This window comes from Sphingomonas longa (assembly GCF_016892685.1).
GTDB lineage: Bacteria > Pseudomonadota > Alphaproteobacteria > Sphingomonadales > Sphingomonadaceae > Sphingomonas > Sphingomonas longa.
Genome location: NZ_JAFEMC010000008.1, coordinates 15641 through 29891, shown reverse-complemented (window position 1 = coordinate 29891; position 14251 = coordinate 15641). Strand labels below are relative to the sequence as shown.

The following is a 14251-nucleotide window of genomic DNA, read 5'->3' as shown; positions in this document are numbered from 1 at the left end:
TGTCAGCGATTCTGATGGGACACATCATGCCTCGTCGAGAGGGTATTCTTAAGATACCAATCATAGGCACTGGTAATACCCTGCTCCAAGCCGATCGAAGCGCGCCAGCCGAGCTGCTCTAGCCGCCCGGTGTCGAGCAATTTGCGCGGCGTCCCGTCGGGCTTCGTCGGATCGGTCACGACTGGCCCTTTGAACCCGACGATTCGAGCAACCATCTGCGCGAGGTCACCAATCGTGATTTCGATCCCACTGCCGATGTTAACGATGTCCTCGCCCGAATATCGCATTGCCAGGAAGACCAGAGCATCAGCGAGATCATCGACATGCAAAAATTCGCGCAGCGGCGTGCCACTGCCCCAAATGGTCAGGTCACGCGCGCCAGCAGCCATCGCTTCGTGAGCCTTGCGGATCAGGGCAGGGAGGACATGGCTGGTGGTAAGGTCGAAATTGTCAAACGGGCCATATAAATTGGTCGGTTGGGCGGAAATAAAGTCGCAGCCATATTGCCGACGATACGCTTGGCACAGCTTGATCCCCGCAATCTTGGCAACAGCATACCATTCGTTAGTCGGCTCGAGTGCCCCCGTCAGCAATGCATCCTCGTGGATCGGTTGCGGCGCCATCTTTGGGTAGATGCACGACGACCCCAAGAATACCAGTTTGGCGACCCCGGCCTGGCGCGCCGCCTCGATGACGTTCGCCTCGATCATCAGATTGTCGTACAAAAATTCGGCTGGCCGCGTGTCATTGGCGTGGATCCCCCCGACCTTCGCTGCCGCAACGAACACCACATCGGGTCGCGCATTGGCCATCCAGCAGTCGACGGCGTCCTGGCGACGGAGGTCGATTCGGCTGTCCGGTGCAACTAAATCGCACGGCTCACGCTCAAGCCGACGGACAAGTGCCTGCCCGACCATTCCGCGATGGCCGGCAACCCAGACGCGGCAGCCGGTCAGGTCGAAATCAGTCATGGACGCGGTCTTTCTCGCGATGGCGCAGCAATGTCTCGTCGATACGGCGATGATCGGCCTCGCGCGCAACGATCTTGAGGTCCGCTGCCATCATATCAGTCACCAGCTCCTCGAAACTGGTCGTCGCCTGCCAGCCGAGGTCGTTCAGCGCCTTAGTAGGATCACCGATTAGAAGGTCGACTTCGGTCGGTCGAAAATAGCGTGGGTCCACCTCGACGAGCGTGCGGCCCGTTTGCATGCAGACACCGCACTCCCCAACGCCCTCGCCTTGCCAATCGAGCGTGATCCCGACATGCGCGAAGGCGCGCTCGACAAACAGGCGCACCGTCTGGGTCTGTCCCGTCGCAAGCACGAAATCGTCCCCGCGCTCATGCTGGAGAATGCGCCACATTCCCTCGACATAGTCGCGCGCATGCCCCCAATCGCGCTGCGCATCCAAGTTGCCTAACCACAGCTTGTCCTGGATACCAAGGTGGATGGCAGCCACCGCCCGGGTGATCTTGCGCGTGACGAACGTTTCGCCGCGGATCGGGCTTTCGTGGTTGAACAGAATGCCGTTCGACGCGAACATCCCATAGGCCTCGCGATAGTTCACGGTGATCCAATAGCCGTACAGTTTGGCCGCCGCATACGGTGAGCGCGGGTAGAATGGCGTTGTCTCACGCTGCGGCACCTCCTGGACCAAGCCGTACAGTTCTGACGTAGACGCCTGGTAGAAGCGCGTCTTTTCCGTGAGGTTCAGGATTCTGATTGCCTCGAGAATGCGCAACGTGCCTAGACCATCGGCGTTGGCGGTATATTCGGGTGTGTCGAAACTCACCTGGACGTGGCTTTGCGCCGCCAAGTTATAGATTTCGTCAGGAGCGACTTCCTGGACGATCCGGATGAGGTTCGTCGCGTCGGTCATGTCACCATAGTGCAAGTGCAAATGCGCGCCGTTTTCGTGCGGATCCTGATAGATATGGTCAATGCGCCCGGTGTTGAACGACGATGACCGCCGCTTGAGACCATGAACCTGATACCCCTTGGCGAGCAACAATTCGGCTAAATACGCGCCGTCCTGGCCCGTGATACCGGTAATGAGTGCAGTCTTGGTCACGCTGTTCCCGATCGAAGTGATGAATGGGTATGATGTTGCGATACATCGGCCCTGCCCTTCCGCGGGGGCTTAGTCGTCAACCGTCACCTCCTCTTGGCGCAACGTCACAAAATCGACAACCTCGGTCATGGGTTCGAATTCGACGACCAGCTTTTGCAGCAGGTTGCGCGCAGCGGGTGAGGCGCCGTGATCGATCATCGCGCGCAACCGGTCCAGTTCGCTGCGCAGTTCGTTCCACGCGATGAACGGTTCGTTTGCACGCAGGATACGCGGGTGCGCGGAAATGCTCGGGTTGTTCCCGATCAACAACTCTTCATAGAGCTTTTCGCCTGGCCGCAGGCCGATCTGCTCGATCGCAATATCGCCATCGCCCGAATGGTCGTCGCGCACGCTCAGTCCCGACAATTCGATCATGGAGCGCGCAAGGTCAACAATTCTGACGGGATCACCCATATCCAGCACGAACACATCGCCCCCCTCGGCCATGGCGCCTGCCTGAATAACCAGTTGCGCGGCCTCGGGGATTGTCATGAAATACCGCGTGATGTCGGCATGGGTTATCGTGATCGGACCACCAGCCGCAATCTGGCGGCGAAACAGCGGCACAACCGATCCGCTCGATCCCAACACGTTGCCGAACCGCACTATCGAGAATTTTCCGGGCAGCCCGTCCGCGTCCAGGGCTTGCAGGATAATCTCAGCGAGTCGCTTGCTGGCGCCCATCACGTTGGTCGGACGAACTGCCTTATCAGTGCTGATGAGGACGAAATTCGCAATGCCATGGACCCGGGCCGCGGTCGCGACGTTCAGAGTGCCGAACACGTTGTTGGCGACGCCTTCGAGCACATTGTGCTCGACTAGAGGCACATGCTTGTACGCAGCCGCGTGATAGATCGTATATGGTTTCCAGCTGCCGACGATTTCATCGATCCGGCGCGTGTCACGCACATTCGCCAGCAGCGGTACGACGGACCGAACCGTGGCGGATTTAATCGTCATCTCATGCAGCAATTGCTGATGAATAGTATAGAGATTAAATTCGCTGGAATCGACCAATAGTAAGATGTCAGGGCCAAGCCGCGCGATCTGGCGGCAGATTTCGCTGCCGATCGACCCCCCCGCACCCGTGACGAGGACGACCTTGCCGCTGATGTTCTGTCGCAGCAGTTCCTCGTGCGGCGGGATAGGCGCCCGGCCGAGTAGGTCCTCAATTTCTAGATCCTTGAGATCGCTAAACGACACTGTGCCACGAGCAAGCTGGTCGACGCCGGGCATCGTACGCACGTGCAAGCCCGACTTCTTCAACTGCTTGACGATTTCGTTGCGCCGGTCCCGCGAGGCCTTGTTGATCGCCAGCAGCACGTCTGTCACACCGGAGCGTGAGACAAGGCGGTCGAGTTCGGCGGGTGCATGTACCCGCTGGCCATTGATGATAGCTTTCCACAGGTTTTTATCGTCATCGAGAAAGCCGACCAGCCGGACCTGCCCACTGACCTGCAGTGCGGAGGCGATCTGGCGCCCTAGTGCCCCTGCGCCATAGATCAGCACGCGCGGCTTGTCCTTTTCCAGCACCGCATTGCGATAGCCCCGCCCCAGCCACGCTCCCGCAAGCCCCCGCGATCCCGTGACGAACAACAGCAACAGCAAGGGCTGGATCAAGCCGATGGTACGCGGAACGCCGGCAATACCGACATAGGTGTAGATGAAGGCGAACGGCACCGCGAACAGTGTTACGGCTTTCAAGATGGCAATAAGCGCGGCCGCACCTGCGTAGCGGAAGATCGCGCGATACAGCCCTGACACGATAAAAAACGGCACCGCCAGAACGATTGCCGTCATCACCGGATACAACGCGGGGCCAAAGAACTCAGGCCATTCGTTGGTGCGCAGGTAATAGGCGACATGCACGCTCACGACGCACAGGACTGCATCGGCCGTGAGCGCTATCGCACGCTTCACCGGTCGTGATAGCGTCAGTGCAAATTCAGTTATCGATGCCATTACCACGCAAACGTCAACCCTAATTTTAGTGTAAGTCCTACTGAATGGAACTGACTTAACAGTCAGATTAGTGAGTTACTGTCTTATCCCCGAGCAGCTTTGCCGCCGTTTTGAGAATAATGTGGAGATCGAATAAAAACGATTGGCGTTTAACATATTCCGCGTCGAGCGCCACCTTATCGGGAATCGGGAGCTCGTCGCGCCCGTTGATCTGCGCCCATCCGGTAATGCCAGGGCGGACGATATCGACCCCGACCTCACGACGCAGCGCGATCAGGTCGTCCTGGTTGAACAGCGCAGGCCGAGGCCCGACGATGCTCATGTCACCCTTCATCACGCTCCACAACTGTGGCAGTTCGTCGAGGCTTGTGCGGCGCAACAGTGCCCCGATTGGCGTCAACGCCGACTTGGCATCGCGCATCAGGTGCGTGGCAACAGCGGGAGTGCCCACATTCATCGTACGGAATTTGGGCATGGAAAAGAGGACGCTGCCGCGCCCGACGCGGTCGGACCAGTAAAGCACGGGGCCTGGCGACGTCAGGCGCACGGCCACGCCGACCAGGACAAACAACGGCAGCAACAGGATGGCAGCCAGCCCCGCCGCCATGAAATCCACCGCACGCTTCACATTACCGCCTGTGCCACAATCATGTGCAGCGCATATGCGCTGACGGCCTCGCACGAAAGGGCTGTTCCTACAGCATTGCTCAGCTATAGCGCGGGTATAACAATGCGATGCCGGGGTGCGACATCTCAATTCTCGTCATCGGTGGAGGAAGCCGCATCGCGGCCGCGTTGGAACCGTTGCTAGGCGATTGCGCCCGCTACGTTAGCCGACAACATAGCCAGCGGCCTCGACATGTGTTGGTCGGCGATTATGCCGATATCCCGGCGTACCTATTCAACGGAATTCGCTGCGTCATCAACTGCGTGGGGATCAGCACCGGCAGTAGCAGCATGATGCATCTTATCAATGTCGACCTACCGCTACGGCTGGCGGCCACCGCAAAGGCGGCCGGTGTCGCGCATCTGATCCACGTCTCGTCTTTTTCCGTCTATGGCGGCGCGCGCGCCATCGATCGCCATACGTTACCGGCGCCGTCCAGCGACTATGGCCACTCCAAACTTGCTGCCGACACCGGGCTGCTCGCCTTGACGGACGATCGGTTCGCGGTCACCATCCTACGCTTGCCGCTGATTTATGGGCAAAATATTTCAGGAAAGCTTGGACAGCTTGTCCGGCTTTGGCAGCGCCTGCGCATTATGCCCGTTCCAACCGGCGATGTCGCTCGCGCGATGATAGGAATCGACTTGTCGGCAGAGGTCATCGCGCATCTGTCCCAAGTGCCCCATAGCGGCGTGGTCTTTGCGGCGGACCCGTTGCCCTTCACTTATGCGCTGACCGCGCAAGCGCGCGGCGAAAGGCTGTACCGGCTGCGCCTGCCGCGCGCGGCTACGCGCCTCGCCGAACGCGCAGCGCCCGCGATTGGCGGACGCCTGTTTGCGGACAGCAGGCTATCGGACCATGACAATATCGCCGTTCGGTACGATCTCACCACGCGACTCTATCGCGATATAGCCGCCGCTACTTTCGACTGATTTGCCAAGGATGACGATGCCACCACCACGCCTATGGATAGTGTCCGAACTTTATTATCCAGAACAGACCTCGACCGGCTATTTCCTAACTGCCATTGCTGAAGGTCTGGCCACCTCGATGGCTGTCAACGTCGTCAGCGGCCAACCGACCTACAGCGAGCGTGGCATCCTAGCACCCGCTAATGAAGATCGCAACGGCGTCCGCATCCACCGTGCGCGCGCAACGCATTTCAACAAGGACCGCCTACTGCTGCGCGCAATCAATACGCTGACTCTGACGTTGTCGATCGGCTGGTTTGCACTCATCCGGTTCCGCCGGGCTGATCAGTTGCTCATAGTCACCAATCCTCCGACGCTGCCGCCTCTGCTCGGTTTGATCGCACGGTTCAAAAATATGAATACTCATCTGTTAGTTCACGATGTCTATCCCGAAGTCCTTGCAGCGACTGGCATAATTCACCCCCACAGTATCACCTATCGTTTGCTCTCGCGTGTGTTCTCCGCGACTTTTCGAGCATACGATTCCATCATCGTGCTCGGTCGCGATATGGCCGAACTAATTCAGCAAAAAATTGGCAACGTTAAGCGGCCGATCACCATCATCCCGAATTGGGGCGACCCCGACGAGATCAAGCCAATACCCCGAGATACGAATCCCTTCCTGTTGATCAATAATATCCGAGCGCGCTGCATCATTCAGTTTTCCGGCAACATTGGCCGTACGCACGATATCGAGACGATCCTCGCGGCCGCACACAATCTGCGCAATCGGCACGACATTATTTTTCTATTCGTCGGATATGGTGGGAAAGCTAGCACCGTCGCCAACGCGATTGCCTCGGGAGAACTACCCAATGTTCGCTTTTTACCGCGTCAACCGAGAGAGATGCTTGGCCCGATGCTTGCGAGTGCAACGGCAACGATCATCTCGTTCGTCGATGAAATGAAGGGCTTATCTGTTCCAAGCCGCATGTACAATGTTATGGCTGCCGGCACGCCAATCATTGCAATCGCTGACCCAGATTCTGAATTGTCGCTGACCGTCCGCGAAGAGCAATCCGGCTGGATACTTGCACCGGGCGATGTCAATGCGTTAACCGAGCTAGTCACCGCCTTAGCCGAGGCGCATGGCGAATATGATGCTACTAGTCGTGGGATTAATGGTCGAGAAGCTGTTCTAGCGCATTATACATTTTCCTCTATTTTAACCAAGTTTCGAAGGCTTCTTATCGTAAATACTGACCATTTCGTTGGGAGAAACTCCAACCAATGAAATTATTCTGCCTTAGTTGCTATTGTTTATCAATAAAATAATGTATTTTAGTGTTCTATAGATTTTCATTGACTAGCTAATGCTAGCCGGCATCAGTCCTGAAATTTCGCCCAAGGACGCGGCCCAACCCGCGCTCGCCGCCTTCAACAGCCCCTTTTCCTATGACGGCCGCCCGCTGGCGCCGCTTTCCTGAGGTTATTCGCATGCGCGTACTCGTCACCGGCGGGGCCGGCTTCATCGGCTCGGCGCTTGTCCGGCACCTCATCGCGGACAGCGAGCACGAGGTCCTGAACCTCGACAAGCTCACCTATGCCGGCACGCTGACGACCGTCGAGGCGGTGTCCGACAGCCCGCGCTACCGCTTCGTGCAGGGCGATATCGGCGACGCCGAACTGGTCGCGAAGACGCTCGCCGGGTTCCGCCCCGACGTCATCACGCATCTGGCCGCCGAGAGCCATGTCGACCGCTCGATCGACGGGCCGGGCGCGTTCATCCAGACCAACATCGTCGGCACCTTCACGCTGCTCGACGCCGCGCGCACCTACTGGTCGGGCCTGGACGAGGACGCGCGCGCACGCTTCCGCTTCCACCACATCTCGACCGACGAGGTCTACGGCTCGCTCGGTGACGAGGGGCTGTTCACCGAAGATACGCCCTACGACCCGCGCTCGCCCTATTCGGCGTCGAAGGCGGGGTCCGACCATCTCGTCAGCGCCTGGGGCCACACCTACGGCCTGCCGGTCGTCGTGACCAACTGCTCGAACAATTACGGGCCGTATCACTTCCCCGAGAAGCTCATCCCGCTGATGATCGTCAAGGCGCTCGCGGGCGAGACGCTGCCCGTCTACGGCCGCGGCGCCAACGTGCGCGACTGGCTCTACGTCGAGGATCACGTCCGCGCGCTGCGCGCCGTGTTCGAGCGTGGCCAGCCGGGGCGCAGCTACAATGTCGGCGGCAACAACGAGAAGACCAACCTGTCGGTGGTCGAGACGATCTGCACCATCCTCGACGATCTTCGCCCGCGCGCCGACGGCGAGAGCTACACGACGCAGATCGGCTTCGTCGCCGACCGTCCGGGCCACGACGCGCGCTACGCGATCGACGCATCCCGCATCCGCGACGAACTCGGCTGGGAGCCCGCCGAGACCTTCGAGACCGGCATCGCCAAGACCGTGCGCTGGTATCTCGACAACGAGGCGTGGTGGCGCGCCATCGTCGACGAGCGGCAGGCGGACCAGCGCCGCGGCCTCGCCGCGTGAAGGCCATCCTCGTCACCGGGGGCGGTGGCCAGCTCGGCACCGCGCTCGCCAAACATGTCTGGCCCGACGGCTACCATGTCGTCACCAGCGATGCGGCCGATCTCGACCTGACCGACACCGCCGCCATCGCCGCAAGGGTCGCGGCCGGCCATGATGGCCAGCCCTTCGCCGCGGTCATCAACGGCGCTGCCTACACAGCGGTCGACAAGGCCGAGGACGACCTCGTCACCGCCTGGGCGGTCAACGCGCTGGCGCCCGCCGCGTTCGCCGCGGCGTGCAAGGCGGCGGACATCCCGCTGGTGCAGGTGTCGACCGACTATGTCTTCCCCGGCGACAAGGACGGGGCCTGGGAGGTCGACGATGCGGTCGCACCGCTCAACGTCTACGGGGCCTCCAAGCTGGGCGGCGAGCTGGCGGTCCGCACCGGCACCGCGCGCCACGTCATCGTCCGCACCGCCTGGGTCGTGAGCGCGACCGGGCATAACTTCATCAAGACGATGCTGCGCGTCGGCGCGGACCGCCCCACCCTGTCGGTCGTCGCCGACCAGCATGGCAGCCCGACCTCGGCGACCGATCTCGCCGCGGCGCTCGTGACGATCGCGGTGCGGTTGGTCGAGCACCCGGACGCGCCCGTCGGCACCTTCCACTTCTCCAACGCCGGCGCGACCAGCTGGGCGGGCTTCGCCGAGGAGATCTTCCGGCAGGCGGCCTTGCGCGGCGGCCCCGCCCCCGCCGTCCAGCCGATCGCGACCGCGGCCTATCCGACGCCCGCGCGCCGGCCCATGAATTCGCTGCTCGGCCACGGTGCCATCGAGCGCGCCTACGGCATCCGCCCACGCGACTGGCAGGCGGCGCTTTCCGACATCCTCGACGAACTTCTGGGAGTACCCGCATGAAGGGCATCATCCTCGCCGGCGGCTCGGGCACCCGGCTCCACCCCGCGACGCTGGCGATCAACAAGCAGCTGCTGCCGGTCTATGACAAGCCGATGATCTACTATCCGCTGTCGGTGCTGATGCTCGCCGGCATCCGCGACGTGCTGATCATCTCGTCGCCGGAATATCTGCCCAACTACCGCCAGCTGTTCGGCGACGGCTCGCTGCTCGGCCTGACCATCCAGTATGCCGAGCAACCCCGGCCCGAGGGCCTCGCGCAGGCCTTCACGATCGGCGCGGACTTCATCGGCGACGACAACGTCGCGCTGGTGCTGGGCGACAACATCTTCTTCGGCGCGCACCTCACCGACCTGCTCGCCAGCGCCGTCGCACGCAAGGACGGCGCGACCGTCTTCGCCTACCGCGTCGACGATCCGGAGCGCTACGGCGTCGTCGAACTCGAGGGTGGCCGCGCCATCAGCCTCGAGGAGAAGCCCGCCGCGCCCAAGTCCAACTACGCGGTCACCGGCCTGTATTTCTACGACAACCGCGTCGTCCAGTTCGCCCGCGACCTGAAACCCTCGCCCCGCGGCGAGCTCGAGATCACCGACCTCAACCGCCTCTACATGCAGGCCGGCGACCTGTTCGTCGAACAGATGGGCCGCGGCTATGCCTGGCTCGACACCGGCACCCACGACTCGCTCCTCGAAGCCTCCGAGTTCGTCCGCACCATCCAGCACCGCCAGGGCATCCAGGTCGCCTGCCTCGAGGAAATCGCCTTCCAGCAAGGCTTCATCTCCGCCGATCAGGCACGGGCCAGAGGCGAGGTCTTCAAGAAGACCGCATATGGCAAGGCTATCATCAATGCGGCGAATGGCGACTGAGCTTCAACTGAGCGGGTCACTCCCCCACCGGGCTCTCCCCGTGCTTCCGCAGCACGTCGTTGAACGCCTCGGCCATCAGCGACTGTAAACTCCGCCCCTGACGCCGCGCCAGGGTGTGCATCGCGAAGGACATGTCGGGGGTGAAGAAGCCGGCGATCTGCTTGCGGCCCTCGCGGCTGTTCGCGCGGGGTTCGGGCGGCTCCGACGCAGGCGCAGCGACCGGTTCCGGTGTGCGGGCGCGCAAATTGGCGAAGCTGGGCTTGCGGCTCATGGTTTGACCTTCCTGAAACGGGGTGTCGGCATGTCGAGCTGTCGACACGCCCAGCGGTAGAGTTCGCGCACTTCCTCCGCGGCCTTGCCGGCGGGCTCGGCTTCCATCACCGACCGGCCCTCGGCGGACGCGTGACGATAGGCGGCGCGGTCGGGGAGCAGCACCGGACAGGGCGGCGTTCCGAACCCTTCGACCAGCTCGCCAGCCTCCTGATAGATGCGCGGTGCATTCGGTGGCCCGGCGGTGAAGACGACGAAGGCGGGTTTGCGCAGCAACTGCACCAGCTTGGCACTGGTCTGGATTGCGGACAGGTCGAACGCGCTTGGCCGGCACGGTATCAGGACGAGATCGGCGACCTCGACCGCAGCGCGGGCGGCGCTGTCGGCGTGGGGGGGCGTATCGATCACGATGACCTGCGCGCCCTGCCCTTTCGCGGCCTCGATCTTGGCGGCGAGGCGGGGTGGCGGGCTGTCGATCACTTCTGGGGGAGCGTCCCGTCGCCAAGCGGCCCATTGGCTGGCGGTGGCCTGCGGGTCGGTGTCGACGATCAGCGACACCGCGCCGGCATCCTGGGCGGCCGCGGCGAGGTGGAGCGCGAGCGTGGTTTTCCCCGCCCCCCCTTTCTGGCTGATGATCGCGATCGTCCGACTGGCTGTCTTCATGTCGGTACCTCTACATGTCGACACCAACACTTCAACGTCTTTCCGACATATCGACGGCGTTTCAGCCAGCACGCCGCTGGCGATCGTCCGAACCGAAAACCGCCTGCTTCCTCTAGGGAGCATTGCGGCGGCGAAGCCGACGCTCCTGAACTGGCGCTGTGCTGTTGATTGGGTATTTCGCGATCACGCGCTTTTCTGTGGTCATCAATTTCGTTGTTGGCCGTTCAGGCCAACTCCGTTTGAACTCGGGATATAGGAATCCAGTAGCGGTTGCGGATGGTTTTGAGACTCACAGGCTATGCTGTCGATCCGTGCCCCCAGCGAGGCGAGGACCCGGCCGAGCGCGCCCCCGACGGTCGCCTGCGCCAGTTCGCGGCAGGACAGCGTGGCATGCATCGCCGCAACCTCCTCGTCGCGGACCTGGGCATGCTGGAGCGCGTCGACCGGGATCGGTGCGGGACGCAGCCAGCGCGGTAGCAGGCCGAGGATGCGGCCGGGCAGCAACGGGCGATAGGCGTTGGAGGTCTGGGCGTAACGCGGCCCCCTGCCCCGTCCGCCCGATGCTGCTGGTGCTGGCTCGTCCCCCGCCTCCTCGACCCGCTTGAACCGGCGCTGGCGCAGAAGGAAGCCCGCCGCCTCCAGCGCGTGGAGCGCGCGCGCCACGGTCGCGCGGCCCAGCGCAGTCGCTTGGGCGAGATGATCGTAGGTGGGGAACACGCGGCCGGCGTTGAGGCGCGCCAGCGTGCAGATCTCCTCATAGACGCGTACCGCGCCTGCGGTCAGCGCGGCGAGTGTCCGTTCGGTCGCGGACAGCTCGCGCGCCTCGACCCGCGCCGCCCGCTTCAGGCGTCGTCCGGCATCGAGCGCGGCCCGCGCCATGCGCAGCAGCCGGTCGGTCTCGCCCTTGGCGGGCACCGCGAAGAACAGGTCTTCGAACGTCCCCGCCTCGATACTGCCGCGCAGCACCGGTGCGCCAGTACGGTGAGGAGCACCCGAGCGGGCGGGCGTCCGCCCACCGCTACGAAGCGCCGTTCCGGACGGCCGAACGCGGCCGAGCGCCAGCGCCGTCGCCTCCCCGAGAGTAAACGCCGTCATCTTCCATCCCCTTCAGGGGCTGGGACCGGGACAAAAAGAGGGCGTGGCGCGAAACGCGCATCCTTGAACTGACGTTCGTTCGGGGGTAGATGGAGGGAGTTGTTACTTCCGGTTCGACGTTTGGCGACGTCGCTCCAATGATACCCTTGGGATGCCCGGCCTTCGTGCCGGGCTTTCCTTTATGTGGTCACAGCCGCTCCATTAGCTTTGTGTAGCCGGCCCAACCGGCCGTGACCCCGCTTGTTGCAGCAAAAAACCAACAGTGAAAGTGTTCCCGGTTCGTGCTTTCGAGTAGGAATTCGAAAAACTTCACCATTTCCGATGCAAATGTCGCACCCGGTTCGTGCTTTCGAGTAGGAATTGGTGCGCGACTTCGTGCTTTCGAGTAACAATTACCGTGAAAGTTCGTGCTTTCGAGTAGGAATTACTGAGCCGCTACCGAATCGATCGGTGTGGCTAATGCAGGTGATTCGGGCTCGACCCGCTCGCGCCGGGTGATAACGACGCTGACCGGGGCGGTCTTGCGCCCCCGGCCCGCGCGCGGCTCCGCGTCCGGCGCGGTTTCGATCAGCGCGATGTCGTAATCAGGGATCGTGTCGGTGCCCGCGATCTGCTTCAGCGCGGCACGAAAGTTCGACAGCGGGTTCTGGTAGCCGATCTGGAGCCGGAAGGTGGCGAGATCGATTTCCAGCGGCACCGGTCCGTCCGGGCCCTCCTCGCAGGTCGAGCGTGCGACCTCGTAGATGCGCCGCTCGATCGGGCCGAGCTGGAAATAGGCCGCGGCATAATCGAGCACCTGACGATCGCGCAGGATCGCGCGGAACAGCCAGTCGCACAGCCGCACCTTGACCGCCTTCAGCCGGCGCTCGCCGGTCTTGGTGCGCGAATAGTGCAGTCGCGCCTCGGACAGCCACGAGAAGAAGCCTTCCTCGCCCTCCCCGCCCGCTTCGATGTTGGTCTTGATCTGGGTGCCCTGCAATCGCTCCAGCGCCTCCGACAGCCGCCCATAGGAGCGCGCCGAGTGGTTGGAGCCGGTGACCGAGAACAGGTCGTGCGCGGTGAAGACGAAGTCCTGGACCACATCCTCCCCCGCCTCGATCTTCGCCGCCATCAGGCTGGCGATGTAGAGCACGATCTCCTTGTCGTAGATCGTCGCGACGCCGCTGGCCGACGGGCGAACCTCGATCGAGACGGTCGCGTGATCATAGGTCAGCGGCTTCATCCACGCATTCTTGCTGAGCGCGAAGAACGGGAACGCCATCAGCGACCGTTCGCCGCGGATCTCGGCGGTCAGCGGACTGTCGAGCTGGAACAGATCGCGCTGCGGCGAACGCGGCGTGGCCGGCTTCTTGCTATCCCGAGGCCGGGCTGCGGAACGGGTCGGGGTGGTCGATCGGGCCATTTGCGAATTCCTACTCGAAAGCACGAACTTTTGGCATCCCCGTCGCAGGCTATGACGATGGGCCGCAAAGGATGACGTTGCGAGCCGGTGCCGTTATCGGTGCCAAACCCCGTCTTTCGGGGTTCCCAACCCTCTTCGTACACTCGACAAAAGCCGATATACTGCTCTTGGAGGACGGACGACGAGGTCGGAATATCCGTCACGAGCCGCAATCGCTCGGCGTTGCCAATATCGAGTTGCGGGTGGGTTCAAAAATCGAAAGTTCGTGCTTTCGAGTAGGAATTCAGCAGTAGCTCGCCAGCCATGTATTGACCATCGGCACCACGCCTCTACAGGTCGACAGGTCGACATGTCGACCTGTCGACCTGTCGACACGTAGAGGCGTTAGCGAGCGAGATTTAGCCGCACCATCATCTGGCGGACGCCGTCGGTGGTGCGAGCGAGCGCCGATGCGATATCGTCGACGCGCTCGCCGGCCTCCAGACGGCCGCGAAGCGTCGTGATGTCGGTCTGCGTCCAGCGGCGCTGCGCCGCGGCCGCGCGGTCAGGTTCAAGCATTACCCGGTTCAGGCCCTACCCGGTTCACGCACAGACCGGCTCAGACGTTGCGGACCCAGCGCGTGCGCGTGACCGCGCCGGCGATGACCTGCTTCTTGAACACCGTGCGCATGCGTTCGGCGTCGTCGCCGTTCATGAACACGACCCGGGTGCCACCGGACAGGATCGTCTCGATCGCGCTGATGGCGGCACCGTTCTTCAGGGCGCTGGCGCGGACTTCGGCTTCGGTAGCGGTGATGTTGATCGCTCGCGACATCGTCGTTCCATTCATAATTCTGGCGGGGGAGAAAATAAGCTGACGA

General features: G+C 62.3%; 15 protein-coding genes. 5 read left to right on the top strand and 10 right to left on the bottom strand.

The annotated features are described in order from the left end of the window. Window positions 1-2 precede the first annotated feature (2 nt). From fcl to ILT43_RS18885, 4 genes are all read right to left on the bottom strand, one after another. On the bottom strand, window positions 3-971 hold the full coding sequence (gene fcl / locus ILT43_RS18900; RefSeq protein ID WP_275431479.1) for a GDP-L-fucose synthase: 969 nt from the start codon (window positions 969-971) through the stop codon (window positions 3-5). Beyond that, window positions 964-2070, bottom strand: coding sequence for a GDP-mannose 4,6-dehydratase (gene gmd / locus ILT43_RS18895; RefSeq protein ID WP_204200548.1), 1107 nt, complete (start codon window positions 2068-2070; stop codon window positions 964-966). Before gmd ends, fcl begins: the two co-directional genes overlap by 8 nt. A 69-nt stretch (window positions 2071-2139) precedes the next feature. Further along, window positions 2140-4029, bottom strand: coding sequence for an SDR family NAD(P)-dependent oxidoreductase (locus ILT43_RS18890; RefSeq protein ID WP_204200547.1), 1890 nt, complete (start codon window positions 4027-4029; stop codon window positions 2140-2142). Between the two features lie 109 nt (window positions 4030-4138). After that, complete coding sequence (locus tag ILT43_RS18885; RefSeq protein WP_211534613.1) at window positions 4139-4699, bottom strand: sugar transferase; 561 nt, start codon at window positions 4697-4699, stop codon at window positions 4139-4141. A 107-nt stretch (window positions 4700-4806) separates the two neighbouring features. Between ILT43_RS18885 and ILT43_RS18880 the strand changes: the two genes are divergently transcribed. From ILT43_RS18880 to rfbA, 5 genes are all read left to right on the top strand, one after another. After that, window positions 4807-5670 carry an NAD-dependent epimerase/dehydratase family protein gene (locus ILT43_RS18880; RefSeq protein ID WP_204200546.1) on the top strand — a complete coding sequence of 288 codons (864 nt, stop codon included), beginning with the start codon at window positions 4807-4809 and terminating at the stop codon, window positions 5668-5670. A 40-nt stretch (window positions 5671-5710) separates the two neighbouring features. Continuing rightward, a complete protein-coding gene (locus tag ILT43_RS18875; protein ID WP_204200545.1) occupies window positions 5711-6943 on the top strand; it encodes a glycosyltransferase in 1233 nt (410 codons plus the stop codon). Window positions 6944-7146: 203 nt separating this feature from the next. Next, window positions 7147-8202: a dTDP-glucose 4,6-dehydratase gene (gene rfbB / locus ILT43_RS18870; protein ID WP_204200544.1), complete on the top strand. Its 1056-nt coding sequence runs from the start codon at window positions 7147-7149 to the stop codon at window positions 8200-8202. Continuing rightward, a complete protein-coding gene (gene rfbD / locus ILT43_RS18865; RefSeq protein WP_204200543.1) occupies window positions 8199-9098 on the top strand; it encodes a dTDP-4-dehydrorhamnose reductase in 900 nt (299 codons plus the stop codon). Before rfbB ends, rfbD begins: the two co-directional genes overlap by 4 nt. Further along, window positions 9095-9961: a glucose-1-phosphate thymidylyltransferase RfbA gene (rfbA, locus tag ILT43_RS18860; protein WP_204200542.1), complete on the top strand. Its 867-nt coding sequence runs from the start codon at window positions 9095-9097 to the stop codon at window positions 9959-9961. The genes rfbD and rfbA overlap by 4 nt, the downstream gene beginning before the upstream one ends. A gap of 16 nt (window positions 9962-9977) precedes the next feature. Here rfbA and ILT43_RS18855 read toward each other — a convergent pair whose 3' ends face one another. The 6 genes from ILT43_RS18855 to ILT43_RS18830 form a co-directional block, all read right to left on the bottom strand. Then, window positions 9978-10232 carry a ribbon-helix-helix domain-containing protein gene (locus ILT43_RS18855; protein ID WP_204200541.1) on the bottom strand — a complete coding sequence of 85 codons (255 nt, stop codon included), beginning with the start codon at window positions 10230-10232 and terminating at the stop codon, window positions 9978-9980. Continuing rightward, window positions 10229-10894, bottom strand: coding sequence for a ParA family partition ATPase (gene parA / locus ILT43_RS18850; protein WP_204200540.1), 666 nt, complete (start codon window positions 10892-10894; stop codon window positions 10229-10231). The genes ILT43_RS18855 and parA overlap by 4 nt, the downstream gene beginning before the upstream one ends. Window positions 10895-11098: 204 nt before the next feature. After that, window positions 11099-11989 carry a helix-turn-helix domain-containing protein gene (locus tag ILT43_RS18845; RefSeq protein ID WP_204200539.1) on the bottom strand — a complete coding sequence of 297 codons (891 nt, stop codon included), beginning with the start codon at window positions 11987-11989 and terminating at the stop codon, window positions 11099-11101. A 424-nt stretch (window positions 11990-12413) separates the two neighbouring features. Next, a complete protein-coding gene (locus ILT43_RS18840) occupies window positions 12414-13391 on the bottom strand; it encodes a replication initiator protein A (RefSeq protein ID WP_204200538.1) in 978 nt (325 codons plus the stop codon). A gap of 384 nt (window positions 13392-13775) precedes the next feature. Then, the gene (locus ILT43_RS18835) at window positions 13776-13949 is read right to left on the bottom strand and encodes a hypothetical protein (protein WP_204200537.1); all 174 of its coding nucleotides are present in this window, start codon (window positions 13947-13949) and stop codon (window positions 13776-13778) included. 40 nt (window positions 13950-13989) lie between these two features. Continuing rightward, window positions 13990-14205 (bottom strand): hypothetical protein, encoded by a 216-nt coding sequence (locus tag ILT43_RS18830; RefSeq protein WP_204200536.1) that lies wholly within the window; start codon window positions 14203-14205, stop codon window positions 13990-13992. Window positions 14206-14251 lie beyond the last annotated feature (46 nt).

What these genes read in the sequence shown, in the direction of transcription:
- ILT43_RS18830 (WP_204200536.1), bottom strand. Translation starts at nt 14,205, where the DNA reads ATGTCGCGAGCGATCAACATCACCGCTACCGAAGCCGAAGTCCGCGCC.
- parA (WP_204200540.1), bottom strand. Translation starts at nt 10,894, where the DNA reads ATGAAGACAGCCAGTCGGACGATCGCGATCATCAGCCAGAAAGGGGGG.
- ILT43_RS18845 (WP_204200539.1), bottom strand. Translation starts at nt 11,989, where the DNA reads ATGACGGCGTTTACTCTCGGGGAGGCGACGGCGCTGGCGCTCGGCCGC.
- ILT43_RS18835 (WP_204200537.1), bottom strand. Translation starts at nt 13,949, where the DNA reads ATGCTTGAACCTGACCGCGCGGCCGCGGCGCAGCGCCGCTGGACGCAG.
- ILT43_RS18880 (WP_204200546.1), top strand. Translation starts at nt 4,807, where the DNA reads ATGCCGGGGTGCGACATCTCAATTCTCGTCATCGGTGGAGGAAGCCGC.
- rfbB (WP_204200544.1), top strand. Translation starts at nt 7,147, where the DNA reads ATGCGCGTACTCGTCACCGGCGGGGCCGGCTTCATCGGCTCGGCGCTT.
- ILT43_RS18840 (WP_204200538.1), bottom strand. Translation starts at nt 13,391, where the DNA reads ATGGCCCGATCGACCACCCCGACCCGTTCCGCAGCCCGGCCTCGGGAT.
- rfbA (WP_204200542.1), top strand. Translation starts at nt 9,095, where the DNA reads ATGAAGGGCATCATCCTCGCCGGCGGCTCGGGCACCCGGCTCCACCCC.
- ILT43_RS18855 (WP_204200541.1), bottom strand. Translation starts at nt 10,232, where the DNA reads ATGAGCCGCAAGCCCAGCTTCGCCAATTTGCGCGCCCGCACACCGGAA.
- fcl (WP_275431479.1), bottom strand. Translation starts at nt 971, where the DNA reads ATGACTGATTTCGACCTGACCGGCTGCCGCGTCTGGGTTGCCGGCCAT.